The 22579-nt window shown below is 54.6% G+C and carries 16 protein-coding genes; 3 read left to right on the top strand and 13 right to left on the bottom strand.

Annotation, left to right across the window (positions count from 1 at the left end; genetic code table 11):
* Positions 1 to 156 precede the first annotated feature (156 nt).
* Positions 157 to 702, bottom strand: a complete 546-nt coding sequence (locus tag GN111_RS06605; RefSeq protein WP_155303000.1) for a hypothetical protein — start codon at positions 700 to 702, stop codon at positions 157 to 159.
* A 269-nt stretch (positions 703 to 971) separates the two neighbouring features.
* On the opposite strand from GN111_RS06605, the gene GN111_RS06600 reads away from it, so the two are divergent.
* Together GN111_RS06600 and GN111_RS06595 are read left to right on the top strand one after the other, a co-directional pair.
* Positions 972 to 1550, top strand: a complete 579-nt coding sequence (locus GN111_RS06600; RefSeq protein WP_155302999.1) for a TetR/AcrR family transcriptional regulator — start codon at positions 972 to 974, stop codon at positions 1548 to 1550.
* Between the two features lie 26 nt (positions 1551 to 1576).
* On the top strand, positions 1577 to 2449 hold the full coding sequence (locus tag GN111_RS06595; RefSeq protein ID WP_155302998.1) for an SAM-dependent methyltransferase: 873 nt from the start codon (positions 1577 to 1579) through the stop codon (positions 2447 to 2449).
* 167 nt (positions 2450 to 2616) lie between these two features.
* Here the strand turns inward: GN111_RS06595 and GN111_RS06590 are convergent, their stop codons facing one another.
* From GN111_RS06590 to GN111_RS06545, 10 genes are all read right to left on the bottom strand, one after another.
* Positions 2617 to 5229, bottom strand: a complete 2613-nt coding sequence (locus tag GN111_RS06590) for a 1-acyl-sn-glycerol-3-phosphate acyltransferase (protein ID WP_155302997.1) — start codon at positions 5227 to 5229, stop codon at positions 2617 to 2619.
* Between the two features lie 38 nt (positions 5230 to 5267).
* Entirely contained in the window at positions 5268 to 8108 is a 2841-nt protein-coding gene (locus GN111_RS06585; RefSeq protein WP_170302167.1) for a sialate O-acetylesterase, read from the bottom strand.
* Positions 8109 to 8187: 79 nt separating this feature from the next.
* Positions 8188 to 9615, bottom strand: coding sequence for an MBOAT family O-acyltransferase (locus tag GN111_RS06580; RefSeq protein WP_155302995.1), 1428 nt, complete (start codon positions 9613 to 9615; stop codon positions 8188 to 8190).
* A gap of 574 nt (positions 9616 to 10189) precedes the next feature.
* Positions 10190 to 12490, bottom strand: coding sequence for a DNA topoisomerase IV subunit A (gene parC, locus GN111_RS06575; protein ID WP_155302994.1), 2301 nt, complete (start codon positions 12488 to 12490; stop codon positions 10190 to 10192).
* A gap of 423 nt (positions 12491 to 12913) precedes the next feature.
* Positions 12914 to 14848 carry a DNA topoisomerase IV subunit B gene (parE, locus tag GN111_RS06570; protein WP_155302993.1) on the bottom strand — a complete coding sequence of 645 codons (1935 nt, stop codon included), beginning with the start codon at positions 14846 to 14848 and terminating at the stop codon, positions 12914 to 12916.
* 234 nt (positions 14849 to 15082) lie between these two features.
* Positions 15083 to 15649, bottom strand: a complete 567-nt coding sequence (locus tag GN111_RS06565; protein ID WP_155302992.1) for a PEP-CTERM sorting domain-containing protein — start codon at positions 15647 to 15649, stop codon at positions 15083 to 15085.
* A gap of 286 nt (positions 15650 to 15935) precedes the next feature.
* The gene (locus GN111_RS06560; RefSeq protein ID WP_155302991.1) at positions 15936 to 16196 is read right to left on the bottom strand and encodes an SMC-Scp complex subunit ScpB; all 261 of its coding nucleotides are present in this window, start codon (positions 16194 to 16196) and stop codon (positions 15936 to 15938) included.
* 50 nt (positions 16197 to 16246) lie between these two features.
* A complete protein-coding gene (locus tag GN111_RS06555; RefSeq protein ID WP_155302990.1) occupies positions 16247 to 16492 on the bottom strand; it encodes a hypothetical protein in 246 nt (81 codons plus the stop codon).
* Between the two features lie 351 nt (positions 16493 to 16843).
* Positions 16844 to 17494 carry an SMC-Scp complex subunit ScpB gene (scpB, locus tag GN111_RS06550; protein WP_155302989.1) on the bottom strand — a complete coding sequence of 217 codons (651 nt, stop codon included), beginning with the start codon at positions 17492 to 17494 and terminating at the stop codon, positions 16844 to 16846.
* Positions 17494 to 18252, bottom strand: a complete 759-nt coding sequence (locus GN111_RS06545; RefSeq protein WP_231715688.1) for a segregation and condensation protein A — start codon at positions 18250 to 18252, stop codon at positions 17494 to 17496. Before GN111_RS06545 ends, scpB begins: the two co-directional genes overlap by 1 nt.
* Here GN111_RS06545 and GN111_RS06540 point away from each other — a divergent pair.
* Positions 18239 to 18415, top strand: a complete 177-nt coding sequence (locus tag GN111_RS06540) for a hypothetical protein (RefSeq protein WP_155302988.1) — start codon at positions 18239 to 18241, stop codon at positions 18413 to 18415. The two genes, GN111_RS06545 and GN111_RS06540, sit on opposite strands and share 14 nt — an antisense overlap.
* Positions 18416 to 18479: 64 nt before the next feature.
* Here GN111_RS06540 and trpS read toward each other — a convergent pair whose 3' ends face one another.
* Together trpS and GN111_RS06530 are read right to left on the bottom strand one after the other, a co-directional pair.
* Positions 18480 to 19472, bottom strand: a complete 993-nt coding sequence (gene trpS, locus GN111_RS06535; protein ID WP_155302987.1) for a tryptophan--tRNA ligase — start codon at positions 19470 to 19472, stop codon at positions 18480 to 18482.
* Between the two features lie 184 nt (positions 19473 to 19656).
* Positions 19657 to 22347, bottom strand: a complete 2691-nt coding sequence (locus GN111_RS06530; protein ID WP_155302986.1) for a CBS domain-containing protein — start codon at positions 22345 to 22347, stop codon at positions 19657 to 19659.
* Positions 22348 to 22579 lie beyond the last annotated feature (232 nt).

Below are 22579 nucleotides of genomic sequence, written 5' to 3'. Positions count from 1 at the left end.
TTGGATAAACATTGTGCCGGGACATCCGGCGGTCAAGAGAAGCGGTGCACAAAACCATCGGGACTGTCGGTATGATGCCCTTCCGCAGATGCGTTGCGCCTGAATACTGTTTTTGTGCTTTGAACGTCCTGGTGGCTCAAGGACAGCAAAAAATGGTCAGATCTGAGCTCCCTGTTTCTTCGAGCGGACGTTTACCCTTTGCAGGAGTTCCCTTTTGAGCTGCTTGACCTCGCTGTCCAGACCGCCGAGCAGGGCATTGCGGCTTTGGGGGAGATATGGATTGCTCAGTTTTGACTGCGCCTCTTTCAGCATGTCCATGCCGGCCTGAAGATCACGCTTCTTAAAGCATTCGCGGGCATTTTCGACCAGGGGAAGGATGTCTCCGACTTTTTCTTGCCGGATCGTCGTGACGATGGCTTCCGCCTCCTCGAAGGCGGTTCGGATGGCTTTCCGGGTGTATGTTATTTCATCATCGATTTGCGCTAAAGCATTCAGCAGCTCGGTGGTTTTGTTGCTGGGATAGGTCTGCTTTTTTTTCGCGAATCGAAGGGCGTCCTTAAGTGATTTGCGGGCTTTGCGGACCTGTTTTTTGACGAAGCGGCCGGTTTCAAAATAGCTGAACATATCACGGGCCAAATGTTCATGAATCGTGATCAAGCCAAAGGGCAGGCCGTTCTTCTTGTAGCGGAACAACTTGAACATGGACAATCCTAAGTGATGGTGACGGAGTCGTTAACCGAACCCAGAAACCGGAGGGAAAATGGCAATTTTACGATTCCATCATTTTCTCCGGAAGTCGCGTCCCAAAAAACAGCAATTACGGTGCCAGGACGATTCAAGGCATCAGCCTCGCTGCCCTGAAGAGGAAGGGACCTTATGCATATTCGAATCTTTTTGGGGTTGCAGGCAGGAGTGATTTTTGTTATGCACCATGTGATGCATAACATATGATGCTTAAAAATGAGGGATAAATGCCGCCGAAATTTAAATTCACAAAAGAAGAAATCATCGAATCCGCATTTACCATCGTAAGGTGTAAAGGGTGGAATGCATTGTCGACGCGCTCGCTCGCTGCTGAACTCGGCACATCTTCAAGGCCGATTTATTCGTTTTTCAACTCCATAAAAGAGTTGGAAGAAGAGATCGTCAAAAAGGCTGTGGATTCACTCCATGCTTACATGATCCTAAAAAGGACCGGTAATCCCTGGCACGACCATGGTATCGGCTATGTCCTTTTCGCCATGGAGGAAAAATCGCTTTTCAGGAGCATCACCGACGAAGCTCACATCACCCTCTTTAAAAAATACGGCGATGCCATCTGGGACGCGTTGACCGAATCCCTTTCCAATTATGCTCCCTTTCAGGGGCTGACATCGGATCAGATTTACCGGATACAGATGCACCGCTGGCTGTTTGCCCACGGCCTCGCCTTTTCGGCTTCCAATCCACCGCCGGAAACGTGGACGCCGGACAACATTGTGGCGGTCATGCAATCCGGTAGTCAGGCGATTTATACGGGATTGCTCGACCAGTTCCGATCCTCGACGTAAAACCCCATGAACAGAAAGAGGTCGACATGCGAAAAAGAGATCCGAGAAAAATGGCGCTACAGATCGCAGGGTTGCGGGCCAATGAAACTCATCTTCGGGAAAATGAGCGGGTGTTTGAAGATCCGTATGCAGAGTACTTTTTCCCGGAAGAGGTCCGCAAGATGGCCAGAAATATTGACTGGGTAAAAGCCGAGAGGGCCAAGTACGAGGCCATCATGCCCGGCGTCAACGGCGCCCTCGTCGCGCGCATTCGATACATTGACGAGAGGGTTTCCGATGCCGTTCGGTCCGGATTCGGGCAAATGGTCGTCATCGGCGCCGGTTATGACACCCGTGCCTATCGCATTCGAGGTATCAGCGAGAAATTTAAGGTGTACGAAGTCGATCATCCCGTCACCCAGCGGGTGAAAACGGAAGTCATCCGGGAGATTTTCGGAGACCTGCCGGCCCATGTGGCCTATGTACCGATGGTGTTCGGAGAAGATCGGTTCGATGAAAAGCTGTTTGAGGCGGGCTACGACAGCATGCAGAAAACCCTGTTCGTCGCTGAAGGTTTGCTGATGTATATTCCGCCTCCGGCCGTTGACGGGTTGCTGATGTTTATCCGAAGCAACTCGGCTGCAGGAAGTTCACTGGTCGCTGACGTTTTCGACACCACCGTCGTGGATGGCACCAGTCCATTGAAAGAGGCCCAAGTGCTGCGGTCTTTCGTGGCAACCGAAGGCTCTCCCCTGCGGTTTGGCATACCGGATGGAACTGTCGAAACCTTTTTCAAACAGCGTGGATTCAAGACAGTAAGAATGACCACCCCCGCACAATGCAAGAAAAGCTATTTCAGTGCCGCCAGCCGAGACCGCAACGTCTCGCCCATGTTCCAATTCGTATATGCTGCCACCTGACCGGAAAATCAATGTACAGGGTCCGGTAAAGAGTGCTGGAAAATCCCGAGAATTTCCGGTTACCGATTAAGATGGACTTCAACGGAAGAAACAGACAGCGGTCGTTCGTCGTCATTTGGATACCGTAATCGCGACATAAGACGGATGTCTGCCGGATCGAGCCGGCATCATCGTGAAATCAGGTTCTGATAGTGCGTCAAAACCCGGTTCCACTGCCACACCTGTTCCTCGTCTTCGGAGCCTCTCACCTTGTTTTTCGTAAAGAAAGCGATGGCGTTTTCATAGTTGGCCTTGGAGATGGACTCCCGGAGATGGATCTCGCCTTGCCGGATCATACGGTTGCCGATGGCCAGCATCTTTTTGAGCATTTTTGCCTTATGGTGCTGGCCGCGTCGGTTTTTGGCAAAGTAGACCAGGGCCGTGCGGTAAGATTCCAAAAACGGTTCCACAAATCCAGCAAAGAAAACCAGCTTGCGGTACCCTTCCGAAGAAAGGTTGTAGGTATCCGGCATGGTGGGGTGAGGTACCAGGATGGCGTTGTCGATGAAAGCCTTGACCGTTTTGCGCACGATGTAAGCCGGCGGGTGGTCGGGATCGGCATTGAAGTCCTCGGAAAACAGTTCCTGCAGCCGCCGGTATGTGTCGTGAAGGTCGGCGGCCGAGAACTGAAAGGCATCCTTTTCCAAAATGGCCAGGGCGGTAAACGCTGGCGGGATGAAATTGCAGATGCTGATGTTTTTGTAATAGTCCAGTGCGCTACGGCGGTTTTCCGGGATGCGGAAGGGCTCCTGCCGAAATTGTTCGTTGGATTTTTCATCCACTGCTTGGATGAATTTGCGCCGCTGGTAATGGAAAAGAACGTTCTCCACGGCGGTGGAATGCCCGTCGGCGAGGTTGTCCGACAGACAGGCTCCCTGGGCGCAAAACAGGTCCATGGCGGCGTTGACGCGAAAGTCCAGTTCCTCCCGGGAAACCACTTCACGGCCGCCGGAAAGCAGGGCGCCGGCCACCAGGGATTGGGGGGTGACCACGGTCTGGCCGTCGATGGCGTGCATCACCCGGTCGCCGATCGTTCGGCACAGGACATTTTGCTGTTTGGATGAGAGCACCGTCCCGGTCAGCTCCTGCTCGGCCAGCACGTCGCTCAATGCCATGGGCTTGCCGAAATTCAGATGAACCCTTCCGTAGCGGTTGCGCAGGATGTTCTTGGCTTTGAGCATCTGGCGGAAGTTCTCCGGGGATTTTTTTCCGCCGCTGATTTCATGCAGATAGGCGCTCTCGTCGGGAATGCGGTCGTAGGCGATGAAAACCGGAACGAATGTCAGGTCCGGGCAGGCGCCTTCGAAATAGGCATGCAGCAGGATAGACAACATGCCCAACTGGGGCTGCAGCAGCTTTCCGCTGCGGCTGCGCGTGCCCTCGATGTACACGGCGATGTTGAATCCTTCCTTGAGCACCTGGTAAATATAGGCCGAAAAGACCTTGGCGTAAAACACTGCGCCTTTGAAACTGCGCCGTACGAAAAATGCCCCCACCCGACGAAATATCGGGGCCATGGGCCAGAATGCCAGGTTCCGGCCGGCAAAAACATGGGGGCAAGGCATGTGGCTGTCATACAGGGTGAAGGAAAGCAGGATCGAGTCCATGTGGCTTTTATGCGCCGGCATAAAGATGACTGGCCCGTTGCGCGAGGCCTTTTTGACGGCCGCCAGAGCCTCGCTGCTGTGAGTCACCGACTCGAAAAGGGTGTTCAAAAAACGCCGCATGATCCGATGGACGATGCTGATGAAAGAAGGGCTGTAGTGGGCCGCAATTTCATCCACATACCCCATGGCCTCGCGGTGGGCCTGCAGACGGGTCAGCTTCCTGCGTGCGGCATAGGCATCGATGAACTGTCTCAGCTCTTCGCCCATGAGAATTTCCTGCTTGATTTCCTCGGGCATCTTGATGGTCGGCCCGGTGATGCTTCTGCGATGGGCATTGATCTGGCTGAGTAGATCGCGGCGCAGCTTTAAGGCCAGGTACCTGCTGGTGCGTCCGCAGTTTTCCGGCGACGAGACGAACTGCTTCAGGTTGATCGGATCGGAGACCTCGATAAAGATGTTGCCCGGTTTCCTGAACAAGGTCGCCAGGCGGCGCAGGATACCCGGTTTCTGGGGTGATCCGAAAAAGATATCCGTCAGCGTGGGCTGGGTGGATGCCGGGTTTTTGCTGAAAAACATGAGCTGCGGAATGATGCAGATGGGGCTTTCCAGGGTCTGCTGGATTTCAATGAGATGACGGATGGGATCGGTCTTGGATTTGATGAAGCGGCGATAAAAGTCCCGCTTTTCCACCAGAGGTAAAAAACCGGTGGTCCTTTTGTCGATTTCATCGCGGACGAAGCCGCTGCGATACGGGTCCCGAAAAGAGAAATGGCGCATGAAAAAATGCATCTGGGCGAAAATGATTCGCACCAGGCGCGAAAGGGGCTGCCAGATGCGCACGCTGCAATCGAAGCCAAGCTGTGGATAGGGCAGCCTGGCTTGCATGTAGCGGGTGTAGTAGCAGAGAAATTCGAGGTAACTTTTGTTTTTGGACGTGTAGACGACGACGGCGTTTTCGGGAAGATTTTCGACGATCTTCCTGATTTCCTCGTTGATGCGAATACCCGAGAAAATTCGGCGTAGGATGAACATGGAGAAGAAGCCGGTGCGCTCGGGCAGCCAGCAGGTGAACAGGTTCCCGGTGTCTTTCAGCAGATTTCCAATGCGGTTTGTAATAGGCGATGGGGATTTCATGGGACGGTTATATCAAATTATCAGAAAAAGGCCACCGTCTAAATATCCGCACCTTCCGGGTACCGAGTATTGATTGAAAACGGCTCCAGCGGCAGGCGCAGGTCGGAGTTGTCGCGCACCGGATGGTCGGTGTCGGGATGCGCACCGTACAGGTAGCGCACACGGATCGTCCTTGGGACCTGTTCCTCCAGTTCGATGCGGATGGTATGGCCGTTTTGACGGCTGACCGAATCGATGGCCTGCTGCTGCCCGTCGACCAGCACCTCGAATCCGGTGATATCGGTCCAGGGAGTGAAGTCGGTGCCGCCCCGGTGTTCGATTTCGATGTCTATGGTCTGGGCCGACGGTCGGGTGACGTTGCGGACAAACGGACCTCGGTGATAGGGGACCTTATCCAGCAAATAGAGGATGGTCTGGGCCGTGCGGATGCCCAGGGTCGTGTAGGATGCCGCTGTCAGGTGCTGGCGGCCGCGGTTTTCCAGATCCATGCTTATGGCCGCCAGGTGGCATTCGGCAATGGTTTTAAGGGCGTCCATCTGGGCATCGCGAATCCACTGGCAGGACCGATCCCTTCCCGTGGGACGCTTGACCAGGGGAATCATCAAAAAGGGCAGGTGGGAACGGGAAGACCCGTTGCGGATGTCCACCCGGATCTGATCGTTGACGAAACGTTCCAGGGCTTGCCGGTACTCCTCACGGGATACGGTTCCCCGGGCCGCATCGGCCTCACCCTGCATCCAGAGCACGGTTTCCACCGACCCGCCGGCAGCGTTGACGCCGTCGATCAGACGTCGGTAAATACTGTCCGGGCCGGTATCGAGCCAGAAGCCTTTCCCCCATTCGGCCTTGGCTGTCAGTCCGGTTCCGTTGACCGAATAGTCCAGCAGCCCGATGGGGATTTTCAGAGCCGCGGTCAAACGGTTGCCCAGCGCCAATGCGCCGTTGCCGATTCTTCCGGGCGGGACCCATTCACCCCCGCGGTGCAGCATGAGCGTGGCCGCGGGGAGATGCTCCTTTCCGGTGTAAAACCACTCGCGCATGTTGGACTGTCCGATGCAGGCCACCAGCATCCCCACGCCCCAGCGGTTGCGGCCTTTTTCAACAACCCAGGGTGTAAGGCCGCTGCGCACCTGCAGGCGGTACCATCCTCCCTGGGGGACATGATGCAAAATACCGGTGAAAAGCCCATTTTCAGGCGAGTCGTCCACCACGGTCCACGGCACCATCACTGCCCCGTCATCCGCGGAGATCACCCGAGCCGCCACGGGACCGATTGCGCCACTGTAGGTTCCCGTAACGGCAATATCCCCACTCTTACCCTGCCGCTGAAAGATGCGGCCTTCGGCAATATCGGTCAGTGTGATTTCGGGTAACGCATCCGTGGGATGGGCTGCGGCCCTGGCACGAGGTTTGGTTTTGATATCGGGAGAGGTCTTTGTTCTTGCAGGCGGAGTCTCGGTGGGTCGGATGGAAATGCCGCTGTAAATGTCGCCGCCCGCATCCGATTGCCGGGAGGCGTTGCGAACGGAAGCCGGAGAGGTGCCGTAAAAGCTGAACAGTTGGGCGCTTTCCAGTATAAAAACTCCGGGATGCTCGCTGGGGTTGATTTGTATGGCGATCCGATCGGCGAAAGGCAGGGGCACGATCAAATCCCGGCTCCCATGGCCGGGTGTTTTGCGGATCGCACCGCCCGCATCCGGATGGATAAGAATGGATACGCTGCCCGGATGGTCAGGAGAAAAGGCCAGTTTCAGCATTCTGAACACGCTGCCGGTCGAACCGGGAAGTGCCGGAAGAGCAAAGAAGGCTTCTGGGCCCGATGAACGGATTTCAAGGCCGTTCTCGGTGGCGTCCAGGGCGCATCGGGAGACCGGCGTGGCCGTTTCCAGGGCGATATCCCGTTTTATGACTCCTTGAAACCTCTTTTTGGCCGCGGCATATAAAGACTCCAAGTCCAGGTGCAGCCGCCGGAGATGATCGCCGCCGCACTCCAGTAAAACCATATCGCCGTCCGAGGCGATCATTCTGCCGCCAAAAGTAGTTTCCAAAGATGAATCGATCACTTCCATGCCCTTGAAGGCGTGGGTAAGAAACGGCATTAACTGGTTCAGATACGCATCGCCATAAATGATCGCCTTTGGCCCCAGCACGGAATGGGGGCCGGAGACGTGGCTGGAAACCGCTGGCCTTACTTCCCTTGGCGTTTCGCCAAGAATCTGCCGGTAGAGGATGGTGTCAGGTGGCGGACAGCCGGGGTTTGGCCGTGCAGCAGCAGCCGGTCGGGACAGTCTCTGGGCCTCCAGAATCCGTTCGGCCGCAGCGGCGGCGCCGGCACAATTCCAAAGCTTTGAGCGTTTATTGTAGACATCGACGCCACCGAGCTTGGCCTTCTTGAGCGGCGTCTCCAGATCGACGAATCCGGAAAGGGGATGACGATTTTGGGACTCGATCAGGGTGCGGTAGATCGAATGGGTGCCAAGCGTGTTGCCGGAGCCGATGTACTCCGGATAGATGGCGGCTTTGGCAGGAACCGCTGCAAATACAAACCGGCGCCCGGCAGCGGCGGTGATTTTCTCAACGGCGTGAAGATCCAGAAAAAGGCGTCGGCCGGCTTCATCGGAGACGGTCGATTCATCGCTTTCGGGAACGGTTCTCGCCGGGTAGAGCCAGCCATGGGTGCCGATGTGCACCGTTTTTGAGGAGGTGGTGTCGAACAAATGGTAATCCAGCCAATGGTTGATCCGCTGCATGGGCCTGCCCATGGGCAGGGCGTTCCGGAACCAGCCTTCGACCGCCCGGTAGTACTCCTTGTCCAACAACAAGGAGGCTTCCGGCATGGGGAAGCCTTGGCCGACGGTGTTGTCGGTGTTGCCGTTCATGCTACCGAGCAACCACAGGGATACTGGTGCCATCAACAGGACCGCAAAAAGCAGGGAGAGGAATTTTTTCAACGGATTTCTAAAATCTGTAATATATAAAGGGGTTTAAATTTCCAGAGGCCATGATGACTACGCACCAGGGCAACAGGATCGTAAACACAACGATACCCGCGGCGGCGGGCAGCAGCTTTCTTTTTTGCAATTGGCCGTCGGCCCCCAGATTACCCGACGGCAGGAACAGCGCCGTGGCTGCGCAAAGAAGCAGCACGGTGTTCTTCAGGTCGAACAGGTCCAGCAGCCATGGGGCAGGGCCGGCAACGTCCAGGCTGAACATGGCCGAAAAATAGCCAGCCGCGTGGGAAAGATTGTCAGACCGGAAGATGACCCATCCGCAGACGACAATCGTCAACGTCAAAAACCGGCGCAATCCGCGCAGGCGGTTTTCTGGAAGCCTTCGCAGGCCGGTGATGCGTTCGGCCACCAGAAAAAGACCGTGATAGGCGCCCCAGGCGACAAAGGTCCAGTTGGCCCCGTGCCAGAATCCGCATAGAAGAAATACGAGGGTCAGGTTCAGGTAGGTGCGCGCTGCTCCCTTTCGGTTCCCGCCCAAAGGAATGTACAGATAATCCCGAAACCAGCGGCTCAGCGAGATGTGCCACCGGCGCCAGAAATCGGTCAGGCTGAATGAACTGTATGGACGGTTGAAGTTTTCCAGGAAACGAAAGCCGAACAGCATGCCCAGGCCGATGGCCATGTCCGAATAGGCTGAAAAATCGAGGTAAATCTGCAGGGTGTAGGCCAAGGCGCCGACCCAGGCACTGATCGTATCCAGAGATGCGGCAGGATAACCGAATGCCAGGTCGGCAAAGCGGCCGCAGGTGTCTGCCAGAATCACTTTCTTGCTCAGCCCCCAGCTGAAACGGAGCGCACCAGCGTAAAAGCGATCCCAGGTTTCAACGCGGTTTTCGATCTGCTGTCGAATATCCACAAAGCGTACGATGGGGCCGGCCACCAACTGGGGAAACAGGGCCACATACATGGCAAAATCGATGACATTGGCAACGGAGCGGCAGCGCCCGCGATAAACATCGATGGTGTAGCTGAGTTTCTGAAAGGTGAAAAAGGAGATGCCAATGGGAAGGATCACCGTTTCCCAGCCAGACAGGTCAAGGCCCAGCCGCCCAAGCGCATCGGCGGTTTGATCCACCATGAAATTGGCGTATTTGAACCAGGCCAGCAGACCCAGATTGACGACGATGGAGAGGATCAGCCAAAGACGTTTGTGGCCCGGAAAGCGGTCCATGAAGCGTCCGACGGCATAGTCGAGGAGGGTCGATCCGGCCAGAAACAGAATAAAGTCCGGCGCCCCGAAAAGATAAAAAAGGTACGAAAAAAGCAGCAGAATCAGGTTTCGCAGGCGATTTTTTGCCAGCAGGTATTGGCCGTAGTAGGCCAGGATCACCGCCGGGAGAAAGGCGAAGAGAAAAAAGAGGCTCGAAAAGATCATGGGAGTCGTTTCAGATTGCTTCTGTACCCTTACATGGATTTCCCCAGGCGCTTGAATATAAACGCGCGATCAATGTCAAAGGCCCAATGGTAAATGCCAAATGAAGGCATGAGGCCGATTTGTATAAAATCGAATCTCCATCCTTCAATTGGCATTCGGGTTTTGACATTCATGTTTTGTTTTTTTCTTCACGAACCCTTCCGCATCACGGGATGATGGCAGCTTGGGCTCCGACTTAGTGTACCTGTTCGTAAATACGGTGACGTATCGAGATTGTTGCTGCGCCCGGATCGCAAGGCGCGAGAAGCGTGAATAGCCAAAGCCTATTTACGCGCCGAGCAACTTCGCGAGCCGGGATGCAGCGGCGAATGCCATCGTATTTATGAATAGGTGCACTTAGAATGAATCTTGATGAAATTGCAAAAAGTCCAAAATTCCAGTCTGGCGTCATTCCAGCGTAGGCCGGAATCCAGTCATTCCAATATGTTCTGGATGCCGGATCAAGTCCGGCATGACGAACCAACGACTTTTTGCGAGCTCATCAACTTTGTTTTAGGATATCTTTCTTCCAGCCTCAGGATTCAGTCTCCTGTCCATCTGTCGTATCGCCCAAATCCAAAGGCGCTTGAACCGGCGCCTGACTCTCCAGCCAGTCCACGTTCTGAAACCCGCGGGGCAGCTTCTTGCCGCGGCGGCCGCGTTCGCCCATGTACTGGGAAAGGTTGCCATAGGTCAGCTTGAAAAACCGCTTGCCGGCGTGGATCACCAGGGTGCCCTCCACGGGAACCAGAATCAGATGGGTCAGCAGCTCCTCCCTCGATCTGGCCCGTTTGGGAGGAATCTGAATGATTTTATTGCCTTTTCCCTTGGCCAGGGCCGGCAGTTTATTCAGCGGAAAGACCAGCATGCGCCCTTCGTTGGTCACCGCTGCAAGCAGATTGCCGGATGCGTCGTCAAACAGGATGGGTCGAAGCGGCTGGGCGCCTTTGGGCAGGGTCAGAATCGCTTTGCCCTTGGTGTTGCGGGTGACCAGGTCTTCGAAGCGGGTGATGAATCCGTAGCCGGCGTCACTGGCCATCAGCAGCTTGCGATTCGATGGTGCCATCAGAACGGCGGTGATAGTGGCTCCCGGCGGCAGGACGAAACGGCCGGTGAGCGGTTCGCCGTATCCCCGGGCCGAGGGCAAGGTGTGCGCCGAGAGGCCGTAACTCCGGCCGGTGGTGTCCAAAAAGACCACCGGCTGGTTGCTTTTGCCCCGGGCGGCGTCCAGATAGCGATCACCCGGACGGTAGCTGGCTTCCTCGGGTTCGATTTCATGTCCCTTGGCGGCGCGCACCCAGCCGTTGGCCGAGAGAATGACGGTCACCGGTTCCACCGGGGCCAGTTGCTCTTCGGAGATGGCCTGGGCCTCTTCACGCTGGACGATGGCCGTGCGCCGCTGGTCTCCGTAGGTCTTGGCGTCGGCACGCAACTCCTTTTTGATCAGGGTCTTGAGACGGGCCTCGGAGCCCAGGATTTTTTCCAGTTGCTGACGTTCTTTGTCCAGATCCTCCTGTTCGCCGCGGATTTTCATCTCTTCCAGTTTTGCCAGGTGACGCAGGCGAAGCTGAAGGATCGCCTCGGCCTGCTCGTCGGAAAGGCTGAAACGGGCCATCAGTACCGGTTTGGGCTGGTCCTCGCTGCGGATGATGCGGATCACCTCGTCGATATTCAGGTAGGCGGTCAGCAGACCTTCGAGGATATGCAGGCGCTGGTTGACCTTTTCCAGCCGGTGTCCCAGGCGGTCTTTTACCGTTTGGGTTCGGAATTCGATCCACTCTGACAGCAGTGTCGTCAGACCCTTTACTCCCGGTTTGCGGTCCAGGCCGATGAGGTTGAGGTTGACGCGGAAGGTCTTTTCCAAATCCGTGGTGGCGAAAAGATGGGCCATGAGGGCCTCTTTGTCCACCCGGTTGGAACGCGGAACGATCACCAGGCGGATGGGTTCTTCATGGTCCGATTCGTCCCTGAGGTCGGCGACCATGGGCAGCTTTTTCTTAGCCATCTGACCGGCGATCTGCTCCAGAATTCTGGCTGGGGAGACCTGGTGGGGCAGGGCGTTAATGACGATGTCGCCGTTTTCCAGTTCATGGGTGGCCCGCATGCGGATGATGCCTTTGCCCGCTTGGTAGATTTGTTCGATCTCTTCCCGCGGCGTAATGATTTCGGCACCGGACGGGTAGTCGGGGCCCTGGATATAACTGCACAGGGCTTGGGTATCGGCTTTCGGATGGTCGATCAGGTGGATGCAGGCATCGACCACTTCGTTCAGGTTGTGGGGCGGAATATCGGTGGCCATGCCCACGGCGATTCCGGTGGAGCCGTTGAGCAGAATATTGGGCAGGCGGGCCGGCAGCAGGCGCGGTTCTTTCAGGGTGCCGTCGAAATTGGGCACCCACTGGACCGTTCCCATGGCGATCTCCGCCAGCAGAACTTCGGCAAACGGGGAGAGGCGCGCTTCGGTGTAGCGCATGGCAGCAAAGGATTTGGGGTCGTCCGGCGCCCCCCAGTTTCCCTGGCCGTCGATCAACGGGTAGCGGTAGGAAAAGTCCTGGGCCATGTGAACCATGGCTTCATAGCAGGCCGTATCTCCGTGGGGGTGAAATTTGCCCAGCACGTCTCCCACGGTGCGGGCCGACTTCTTGTGTTTGGACGTGGCCTTGAGCCCCAGTTCGCTCATGGCGTAAATAATGCGGCGCTGCACCGGCTTGAGCCCGTCGCCGATGTGGGGCAGGGCGCGGTCCATGATCACGTACATGGCATAATCGAGATAAGCCTGCCGGGAGAACTGCTGCAGGGGAATGCGTTCAGTGTCAAAGTGTGTTGTTGTGGTCATATTAATTAAAATTTCAATGGGTAAGTTTATATTTAATAAAGTACTGCAAGAACAAAGGATTCAAGGGCGGTGAACGTCGAACATCGAACGTCGAACATCCAATGAGGAATGATGAGATCGCTTCGCTCCATCATTCGAACGAATAAACGAACCATCGTTCCATTCGTTGCCCTAACCATTGGCAGGCTCGCAAAAAGTCGCCAGGCATGTCATTTCCGCGCAGGCGGGAAACCTGTCTTATTAGGCAGTTATGGATTCCCGCCTGCGCGGGAATGACGAAAATGGAACGCCTTCTCATTTTTAGTAACCATAAACAATAAAAAATGACAGAATTCCCTATTGGACGTTCAATGTTCGACGTTCATCGGCAAAGCCTGAAAACCCTCGAACCCTCAAACCCTTGAACCTTTGAACCCGAATCCCCTACACCTCTGCCATATCCCCGCTCTCTTCGATCCATCGGCGGCGGTCGGAGGCCCTTTTTTTGCCCAGCAGCATGTCCAGGGTGGCAAAGGTGGCCTCGTCTTCGTCGACGGTCAATTGGACCAGGCGGCGGGTGTCCGGTGCCATGGTCGTTTCACGCAGCTGCACGGGATTCATCTCGCCCAGCCCCTTGAATCGCTGCACGTTGATTTTCGCTTTGGGCTTTTTCTTTTCCAGACGGCGGATGATGGCGCTTTTTTCGGCCTCGTCCAGGGCATAGCGCACCTCTTTGGCGATGTCGATGCGGTAGAGCGGCGGCATGGCAACAAAGACATGTCCGGATTTGACCAGTGGGGTGAAGTGCTGCAAAAACAGGGCGCAGAGCAGGGTGGCGATGTGCAGACCGTCCGAATCCGCATCGGCCAGGACGCAGATTTTGCCATAGCGCAGGCCGTCGAGGTTCTGCGATCCGGGATCCACGCCGATGGCCACGGAAATGTCGTGAACCTCTTTGGATGCCAGGATCTGGCCGGACTCCACTTCCCAGGTGTTGAGGATCTTGCCCCGCAGGGGCATGACCGCCTGGGTCTGCCGGTCCCTGGCCTGTTTGGCCGAACCGCCCGCCGAATCCCCTTCCACCAGAAACAGCTCGCTGCGCATGGGATCCTGGCTGACGCAGTCGGCCAGTTTGCCGGGCAGGGCAGGGCCGGCGGTGATTTTTTTGCGCACGATTTTCTTACTGGCCCGGATGCGATTGCGGGCGCTTTCGATGGCCATCTCCGCCAGCCGTTCTCCGGCTTCAGTGTGGTGATTGAGCCACAGGCTGAATGCATCTTTGACCACGCCGTTGACGAACGAGGCGCACTGGCGCGAAGAGAGGCGCTCCTTGGTCTGGCCGGAAAACCGCGGGTCGGTCATTTTGGCGGAGAGCACATAGGCGCAGCGGTCCCAGATGTCATCCGGCGCCAGTTTGATGCCCCGGGGAATCAGTTTACGAAATTCGCAGAACTCGCGAATGGCGGCCAGCAGACCGGAGCGAAATCCATTGACGTGGGTGCCGCCCTGGGAGGTGGGGATCAGGTTGACATAGCTTTCCATGATGGTTTCGCCGCTTTCCGGCAGCCACACAACGGCCCAGGACACCGCTTCGCCGTCGCCGTCTATTTTTCCCACGAAGGGTTCGTCGGGAACCGTTTCGCATCCCTTGAGTCCGTCAACCAGGTATTCCTGCAGCCCGTCCTCGTAAAACCACTGGTCCTTTTCCCCGCTGGTTTCGTCGGTAAAGGTTACCGTAAGCCCCGGGCACAGCACGGCCTTGGCGCGCAGGGTGTGGCGCAGGCGCGGGACGGAGAAGCGGACGGTGTCGAAATAGGTCTCGTCCGGCCAGAAGCGGATGTAGGTGCCGGTGTTGCGCTGACCCACCGTGCCGGTGATCTCCAGGTCCTGCTGCTTGTGCCCGCCGGCAAAGCGGATGAAGTGCTTGTTGCCGTCGCGCTTGATTTCGACCTCCAGGCGCGAGGAAAGGGCATTGACCACCGACACGCCGACGCCGTGCAGGCCGCCGGAAAACTGGTAATCCTTGTTGGAAAACTTGGCGCCGGCGTGCAGCTTGAGCAGGATCACCTCCACACCGGTGATCCCTTCCTCGGGGTGGATGTCCGTGGGCATGCCGCGGCCGTCGTCGGCCACGCTCAGGGACCCGTCTTCGTGCAGGATCACGTCGATGCGCTTGGCAAACCCGGCGATGGCCTCGTCCACGCTGTTATCGATTACCTCCTGGGCCAGGTGGTTGGGGCGCTGGGTATCGGTGTACATGCCCGGACGCCGCCGCACAGGATCCAGTCCTTTGAGGACTTCCAGGGAGGCGGCGTTGTAGTCGCGTTTGTTGTTGCCGTTGTTGAAAAGGATTTCGGTTTTGATGGGGTACCTCACCATTCGACGTTCGATGTTCAGCGTTCGATGTTCGACGTTCGTTTTTATTTGGTCCCCGTTATGATGGATACGGGGTAAAAAATCAATACGGTATATGGTGGTAAGCCTGGAAAATGCGAGGTGTTGACCCGTGGATCGGAGGGACGGGGAAAGAGGGTGGGACGGAAAGGAAAAAAGGCAGGGCGGAAATCCGCCCTGCCTTTCAGTAGGTTAATTGAACAGAATTAATTTAGAAGGTTATTTCTTGAATTTCTTACGGCCTGTAACAGCCAGTCCGAGCAGTCCGGTTCCCAGCAGGAGCATGGTTGCGGGTTCGGGAACGGGGGCGGCACCAGTCCCGCCACCATGACTGATTAATCCGATTGTTACAGTAAAATCAAGAGAATCTATGTCCTTCAACACCTCACTTAAATCAATAACTCCCCAATCAAAGGAAAGAGCAGTGTTTTCGAATAGAAAATGGTCCACTGGTCCGATTTGGCCTTGGCCAAGTTTGACATAAAAATACTGTGCTTCTCCCGTTAGTTGCATTGCATAAGTGTAATCTACTTTTGTGTTAAGAGCAGACGTTTCATATGTATCATATAGAGCAGGGGGGTCATACTTTGTTAGTGTAACGTCATCGCCAATGAGATTAATACTCTGAAGCCATGCTAATTCTTCTGCATAAGAATTCCCAACACTATCATGAATACCAGTATAAGAATCAATAGAGCCAACATTAACAGGGCCATCTATCCAAAGTGCCCAGGAAGTACTTCCAAATAACAGCAACAAAACCGCAATCGATAGAATTTTTTTCATGAGCTTATCCTTTTTTCTGAAAAAAAGTTATATCCAGTTGAAAAGCCAAATAAAGAAGGATTCAGTTGCTTTCTTTCTGGCAAATAATGGGAAAAAAATCCCTCATGAAAGGCTTTCCATTCGTATATGCAAATTTATATCCAAGCCCTTTTCATTTTTCGAAAAAATGTAACAAATTGAAATAAATATTAAAAAACTTTTACGCACGGTGCCATCATGGATTGAAAAAAATGAATTAAGAAAAAAATGATATAGAAAAAACTATATATGTGGAATTATTTCCTGTTTAGACATGTTCGATGTCGCTGCATATGGCGGGTGGGTCGCAGGCGACGATGGCCAGGGTTCCCAGGGCGGCTTTGCTCAACCTGGAGTGGACCATCACCTTGATCCAAGGGTCGTGGCGGCCCTGGGTACGGAACAGGTCGCCGCCGGCCATCGGTTTGAGCACGAAGCCGCCCTTGCGAAGCTCATATTTTGCATTACGATGCGGTGCTCGATCGCATAAATGCAGGTGGGACAAAAAACCCAAAGGCAAGACGACCATTCGTCCCGCCTTTGGGTTTTTGCAATAGAGGGTTCAGCTCTAATCGATATTCAACGGTTGTTTTTGCGGCTGACGCCGGCCAATCCCACCAGTCCGGTGGCGATCAACAACATGACGGCCGAGCCGGGCATGGAGCTTGACGATGCCTTCTCCTTTGCGGGTGGATTGTCCGCCGCTACAGCAACTGCGCTGGATTCCGAAAGGGAGACCTCCTGAATCAGGCCGTCGCTGGCACTGGACGACATGCTGCCAAGCAGGCTGAAGACAATCAGGAATGTCAGGAGTGACTTTTTCATATGGACCTTTCTTTTCAATCGTTAGAAAGCATACAGCAAAATAGCTGCCAAGATTTAGGTCTGCGGCGATACGATAAAAAATATAAAAATAACAAATAGTTGAAATTTTACGCGCGGACTTCGACCCCTGCGGGATCAGCGGGTTGTGAAAAAAAGTTCCTAATTGTTTATGGAATTCAATCGTATTATGACTTTAATTTCATACCTTCACGGGGATGGGAAAACATGGGGCAGCGTGGTCCTGGTTCACTGGCCGGGCGGCGATTTCACGGGGTGCCCCCGTCCATACCATCGGGTTGCACGTTGTTATCGAGATGGGCTGGCAGGCAGCTTGGTGGGACCGTTGAATGTTCAGGAATTATCTGGCGAAGGGGGTGGGGAATCCTCTTCTTCGGCGACGCTGCCATCGTCAGACGGAGATGACACGTCGCGGTTCTCATCTGTCAGGGCTTGGTTTTCGGATTCTTCATCCAGCCGCGAATGGCTGAGCTCCTCGATTTCCTTGGGAGTAGGCAGATCCTTGAGGTCCTTGAGTTCGAACACCTCCAGAAAGTGTTTGGTGGTGGCGTAAATCAATGGGCGCCCGGGGATTTCCTTGCGGCCCAGCACACGGATCAATTTGCGATCCATGAGCATGCGGATTACGCCGCCGCTGTCCACCCCGCGGATGTGTTCGATGTCGCTGCGGATGATGGGCTGGTTGTAGGCGATGATGGCCAGGGTTTCCAAAGCGGCTTTGCTCAGACGGGGGGCATTGGGGCGGATCAGGCGCTTGATCCACTCGTTGTAGCGGCCCTGGGTGCGGAACTGATAGCCACCGGCGACCTGCTTGAGCACGAAGCCGCCGTTGCGCTGTCCGTATTCCGCGATGAGGTCATCGACGGCATCCCGGATAGCAGCGGTTTCCTCGCCCTCGAGGATGTTTTTGAGCTGATCCATCGTCAGCGGCGTTTCCGAGACGAAAAGCAGGCTTTCGATGATATATTTAAGGTCTTCCGTCATTACTGATAAAATATCCGGATGATCCCCGTGGGCACATGCTGGGCGATGCGAATCAGGCTGAGCTTGGCCATCTCCAGAATCGCCAGGAAGGTGACGATAATATCGGAGCGTTCACGGCTGTCGACAAACAACTCGTCGAAGGTCATGCTCTCCTGTTTTTCCAACAGTTCCGTCAACTGGGCAATGCGCTCGCGGACCGACACCCGGTCACGGGAAAGGTCGACCCGATGCTCCGGGGAAACTTTGTCTAAAATGTTTTGAAATGCATCGATCAGTTCGAACAGTCCGATGCGGATCACCTGATCTTCCTGGGCGCTTTTCAGGGTGTCGGCATCCGGCTTGCGGGTAAACGTTTTGTCACCTAAAAGGTCGCGTTCGGCCAACTGTTCGGCAGCCGATTTGATCCGCAGGTATTCCAGCAGCGGCCGGGTGATCTCCAGACGGGGATCTTCCTCTTCTTCCTCACCCAGTTGGACCGGGAGCAGCATCCTGGACTTGATATGGGTCAGGGTAGAGGCCATGAGGACGAAATCGCCGGCAAAATCGATGTTCATCTGCTTCATCCATTCCAGATACTCCAGGTACTGATTGGTAATCTGGGCAATGGGAATGTCGTAGATGTCCACCTCGGCCTTTCGGATCAGGTGGATCAGAAGATCCATGGGGCCTTCGAAAACATTCTGAAGCCGCACCCGGTAGCGATCACCCGTTGGCTCATCGTGACCGTTGTCCGGCGAATTGTCCATGGTCAATGGCATCGATTCATTCAAGATTGATAATGATTTGTTTCTTGTTTTCCCAGGTGGAAGCAACGGACATCTTGCCAAATCCCTGCCCGGTGTCCGTTCAGAAATGGTAGATTGGGATTCAGATCAAGGCCGCAGGGTTATCGAAACCGCAGGCGTAGCAGCGCTACGTTGAGGATTTCGATCACCTGAGAACGCCGATATGGATCCCAAGATGCCGTTTCTGGGCAGACACCGAATTATGCCCTGATTTTCACTGCCTGCCTGACCTCCTCCATGGTTTTTTTAGCCACCGTGCGTGCTTTTTCGCTGCCAAAGGCAATGATTTCCCTGACCCGGTCCGGCCTGGCCTTGAAATGCACGCGTCGTTCGTGGAGCGGCTTCATGGCTTCGATCAGGCTTTTCGCCATGATTTTTTTGCATTCCACGCAGCCGATTTCCGCATTGCGGCACTGGGGATCGATGGCTTGCCACGTTTCTTTGTCCGAATAAATTTTATGAAATTCAAATACATTACAGATGTCCGGGTTGCCCGGGTCGTCCCGGCGCATGCGCTGGGGGTCGGTGATCATCTGGGACACTTTTTTGGCAATCTCGTCCGGCGTGTCGGAAAGATAGATGGCGTTGTTGTAAGATTTGCTCATCTTGCGTCGATCCAAGCCAAGGATCTTGGAGGTCTTGGTCAAGATGGCATCCGGTTCGGGAAAGACATCTCCGTAAAGGAAATTGAAACGACGGGCGATTTCCCGGGTAATCTCCACGTGAGGCACCTGATCGACACCCACCGGAACACCGTTGGCCTTGTACATGATGATATCCGCTGCCTGAAGCACCGGGTACCCCAGAAAACCGAAAGTTGACAGATCCTTGTTGTCGAGCTGGACAATTTGATCCTTGTAGGTGGGGTTTCGCTCCAGCCACGGAACCGGCGTGATCATGGAAAGATAAAGAAACAATTCGGCGTGCTCCGGAACCAGCGATTGAACGAACAAGGTACTCTTTTCGGGATCGAGACCGGCACTGAGCCAGTCGATCATCATTTCCTCTACGTAGCCGGTGGTGGCGCTCGGATCCTCGTAGTTGCTGGTCAGGGCATGCCAGTCGGCAATAAAGAAGAAACAGTCGTACGGGTCCTGCATATCCACCCAGTTGGCCAACGCCCCGTGAAGGTTGCCCAGATGAAGCGGTCCGGTGGGCCGCATGCCACTCAATATTCGTTTCTTTTCACTCATCAAACCATCTCCCGATTGCAGGTTCAGCATGCGCCGCTATAACGGTTGCATCCAGCCCTGAGTTGGGTGCCCGAGACAAATTTATGGCAGGGCACGCATCAATAAAACTTGCTATTCTAAACAGAAGGGATGCTGCAATCAAGAAAAAAAACCATGGCGGTCACGGGTTTCGATTCTGTGGGGATCAACGGCTTTTTTTACCCTGCTTTTTAATCGTTTGTCGGGCGAAGGCAATCTCTTCTTCCCGGTTTCGGACGCGCCCGTTGAGTTTGGCTTCTAAGACCGCCTGCAGCGTCCGGCTGAACAGGGGGCCCGGGGGCAGCCCCATATCCAGGAGGTCTTTCCCGGAAAGGGTGATGGCGGCATGGCGAAGTTGGGTATGATATTTGGAGATTCGTTTGATGGCCGTGTCCGAGGTCGTGCATATCATCATATAAAGAATCAGTTCGGTTCTCAGCCCCTTGAGCAGATTGTAGACCTGGGCGTTGTCCATCCGTTTGCGGCGCTCCAGACGTGTGAGGTGCTCGGCCATCATGATGCGGGTTTCGCCGAACATCTTTCTGTAGCGCGGGGCGATCGTGAGGTGGTTGCAGATTTCAAGGGTGGCGTCAAGGTCGCAATGGCAGAGCAGAGTCATGAAATAAACGGCCCAGCGCTCATAGGATTCATCGATGAAGAGGAGATCGTGCCAGTCGGTTACTTTCTGGGCGGTTTCAAGCAGACGCTGCAGGTCGTTCTCGATTTTTATCAGTGGGTGAATGATGCGCAGCAGGTCGTAATCCAGAAGGCGCAGCAGAATCGGTGCAGGGTGCTCCTCCTTCAGGATCAGTTTCAACTCCGTGTAGATCCGTTTGCCGGCAACCCGCTTGAAAAAGTCCATTTTGACGGCGTTGTCGATAAGACTCGAGGTAAGTTTGCCGATGGTGAAACCAAAACGCTGTTCGAATCGCAGCGCCCTGAACACCCGGGTAGGATCCTCGACGAAGCTCAGGTTGTGAAGCACACGCAGCACCTTGTCCTTGATGTCCTTCTGGGCCGAGAAAAAATCGAGCAGCCTTCCGAATTTATCGGGATTGAGTTCGATGGCCAGCGTGTTGATGGTAAAGTCCCTTCGAAACATGTCCATTTTGATGGAACTCATCTCAACGACCGGCAATGACGCCGGAAACTGATAATATTCCATGCGTGCAGAGGCCACATCGATTTTAAAGTCGTCGGGAAAGGTGATGACGGCAGTCCCGAACTTCTCGTGGGTGTGCGTTCTTGCTCCATGGGCATTGGCGAATGTTTTGGCGAAAGCGATTCCATCGCCCTCGATGACAACATCGATGTCTTCATTTTTCCGAAACAGGAACAGATCCCGAACGAATCCCCCCACTACATAGGCCCGGCAGTCCAATTCGGCTGCGGTTTCGCCCAGTTGTGCCAACATTTTCAAAATGTTCCTGGAGAGTCGTTCACGCATGAAATTGTGAACCACGCGGGAGCGTTTATTGCTGGTTTCGCTTGAAGGATTGGGAAACTCGTACTTGGCCGTCCGGTTTCGTTGAACCAGGGTGTTGAGAAGATCTGTACGGGTGATCACGCCGTGCACTTTTGTGCCTTCGACCACGGGAAGGATCCGCAGTTTGTTTCCGATGATTTTTTCCTGGATTTCCAACAGATCCGCGTCCGGCCCGACCTGGGAGATCTCCGTGTTCATATATTCGCGGATCTCGATGTCGCCAAGATCGTGAAACAGGGCTTTTTCGATCACCTGGCGGGTAATGCAGCCGGTGATGCACTCGTCACCGTTGTCTATCTTTACAACCAGCAGGGCGTTGATGTTATAGCGGGTCAGCAGGGCTTTGGCTGCACTGCAGGTGGTTTGTTCGTCAGCCATGATCGCCGGTGAGGACATCAAATGCCGGGCCAGGTGCCGGGGGTTGATTTTATCGTACAGGATTTCGAAAAGCAGTTGTTCGGTCTGGGCGACTGTTTTTCCTTTGACCGTCGCCGATGCAGCGGAAGGGTGCCCACCGCCGCCGATCCGGCTCAGTATGTCGCCGACGTCGATTTCTTCAGTTCTGCTTCTGGCCACGATGTAGACCTTGTTTTCCATCAGTCCCAGAGCAAAAATGGCATCGATGTTCTCCATTTTGGCCATTTTCTGTACCAAAAAAGAGAAGTCGGGGAAGTAGTTGTCCGTCGCTATGCTGGTCAAAACGATATCGACGCCGTTGATTGTGCAGCGTTTTGCGGCTTGAATCATATCGTTGAGCAGGCCGATCTGTTCCGGATTGAATTCTCGGGTAATCATGCCGGAGATGGCATTGAGATTGGCGCCTTTTGAAAGCAGAAAGGCGGCGGCCTTGAAATCGTGCTCGGTCGTGGAAGGAAAGGTAAAGGAACCGGTGTCCTCATAAATGCCCAGGCACATAATGGTGGCTTCCTCGGGTGAGATAGGGATTTTCTTTTTGTGCAGGATTCCCGACAAAATCGTTACCGTGGCGCCCGTTAGCATATGGTATTCTCTGTCCGCAGGGATGTCGTCCTGTTTTTTGGGATGGTGGTCGTAGATGTGGATCTCCAACCCCGGGTTGTCCAGAACCCGGCTCAGTTCGCCGATCCGGCTCCGCCGCCGGGTATCGACCAGAACGAGACGGGTGACCGCCGAGAAGTCGATGCGATTGAGTTCGATGATGTTAAAAAGATACACCATGGACTGAATGAAAAAATTCCGCAGGTTTTTTTCCTGGGAACCGGGAAATACCGCCAGCGCCTCCGGGTAAAGTTTCTGGGCGGCGAGCATCGATGCCACGGCGTCGAAATCGGCATTGATGTGGCTGGTGATGATCGTCAGCGGTTTTTTTACCTGCTTGTCGGTAGCGGTCATGAGGTAGGGTGTCTTCGCCTTTTTTTGAGGAAAACAAATGAATGATACGCTTTTGGTTTCATTTTTGCAAGTTGACAGGATCGTGTATCTGGATTTTCAGGGCCCGGTGACATTGTCACCAATCCCCCGATATTAATAAAGTTATTGTTGTTTCAGGAGCTTTGTGATAGCAAGAGAGCAACAAAAATACAAGAATCGGATGATGAATACGGATTGTCCATATCCATACAGG

The organism is Desulfosarcina widdelii (assembly GCF_009688965.1).
Classification (GTDB): Bacteria; Desulfobacterota; Desulfobacteria; order Desulfobacterales; family Desulfosarcinaceae; genus Desulfosarcina; species Desulfosarcina widdelii.
This window is presented reverse-complemented; position numbering and strand designations above follow the sequence as displayed.

Bases quoted from the DNA above. Each gene is read 5' to 3' on its own strand.
- GN111_RS06605 (WP_155303000.1), bottom strand. From the start codon at position 702: ATGTTCAAGTTGTTCCGCTACAAGAAGAACGGCCTGCCCTTTGGCTTG.
- GN111_RS06600 (WP_155302999.1), top strand. From the start codon at position 972: ATGCCGCCGAAATTTAAATTCACAAAAGAAGAAATCATCGAATCCGCA.
- GN111_RS06595 (WP_155302998.1), top strand. From the start codon at position 1,577: ATGCGAAAAAGAGATCCGAGAAAAATGGCGCTACAGATCGCAGGGTTG.
- GN111_RS06590 (WP_155302997.1), bottom strand. From the start codon at position 5,229: ATGAAATCCCCATCGCCTATTACAAACCGCATTGGAAATCTGCTGAAA.
- GN111_RS06585 (WP_170302167.1), bottom strand. From the start codon at position 8,108: ATGAACGGCAACACCGACAACACCGTCGGCCAAGGCTTCCCCATGCCG.
- GN111_RS06580 (WP_155302995.1), bottom strand. From the start codon at position 9,615: ATGATCTTTTCGAGCCTCTTTTTTCTCTTCGCCTTTCTCCCGGCGGTG.
- parC (WP_155302994.1), bottom strand. From the start codon at position 12,490: ATGACCACAACAACACACTTTGACACTGAACGCATTCCCCTGCAGCAG.
- parE (WP_155302993.1), bottom strand. From the start codon at position 14,848: ATGGTGAGGTACCCCATCAAAACCGAAATCCTTTTCAACAACGGCAAC.
- GN111_RS06565 (WP_155302992.1), bottom strand. From the start codon at position 15,649: ATGAAAAAAATTCTATCGATTGCGGTTTTGTTGCTGTTATTTGGAAGT.
- GN111_RS06560 (WP_155302991.1), bottom strand. From the start codon at position 16,196: ATGGTCGTCTTGCCTTTGGGTTTTTTGTCCCACCTGCATTTATGCGAT.
- GN111_RS06555 (WP_155302990.1), bottom strand. From the start codon at position 16,492: ATGAAAAAGTCACTCCTGACATTCCTGATTGTCTTCAGCCTGCTTGGC.
- scpB (WP_155302989.1), bottom strand. From the start codon at position 17,494: ATGACGGAAGACCTTAAATATATCATCGAAAGCCTGCTTTTCGTCTCG.
- GN111_RS06540 (WP_155302988.1), top strand. From the start codon at position 18,239: ATGGTCAATGGCATCGATTCATTCAAGATTGATAATGATTTGTTTCTT.
- GN111_RS06545 (WP_231715688.1), bottom strand. From the start codon at position 18,252: ATGCCATTGACCATGGACAATTCGCCGGACAACGGTCACGATGAGCCA.
- trpS (WP_155302987.1), bottom strand. From the start codon at position 19,472: ATGAGTGAAAAGAAACGAATATTGAGTGGCATGCGGCCCACCGGACCG.
- GN111_RS06530 (WP_155302986.1), bottom strand. From the start codon at position 22,347: ATGACCGCTACCGACAAGCAGGTAAAAAAACCGCTGACGATCATCACC.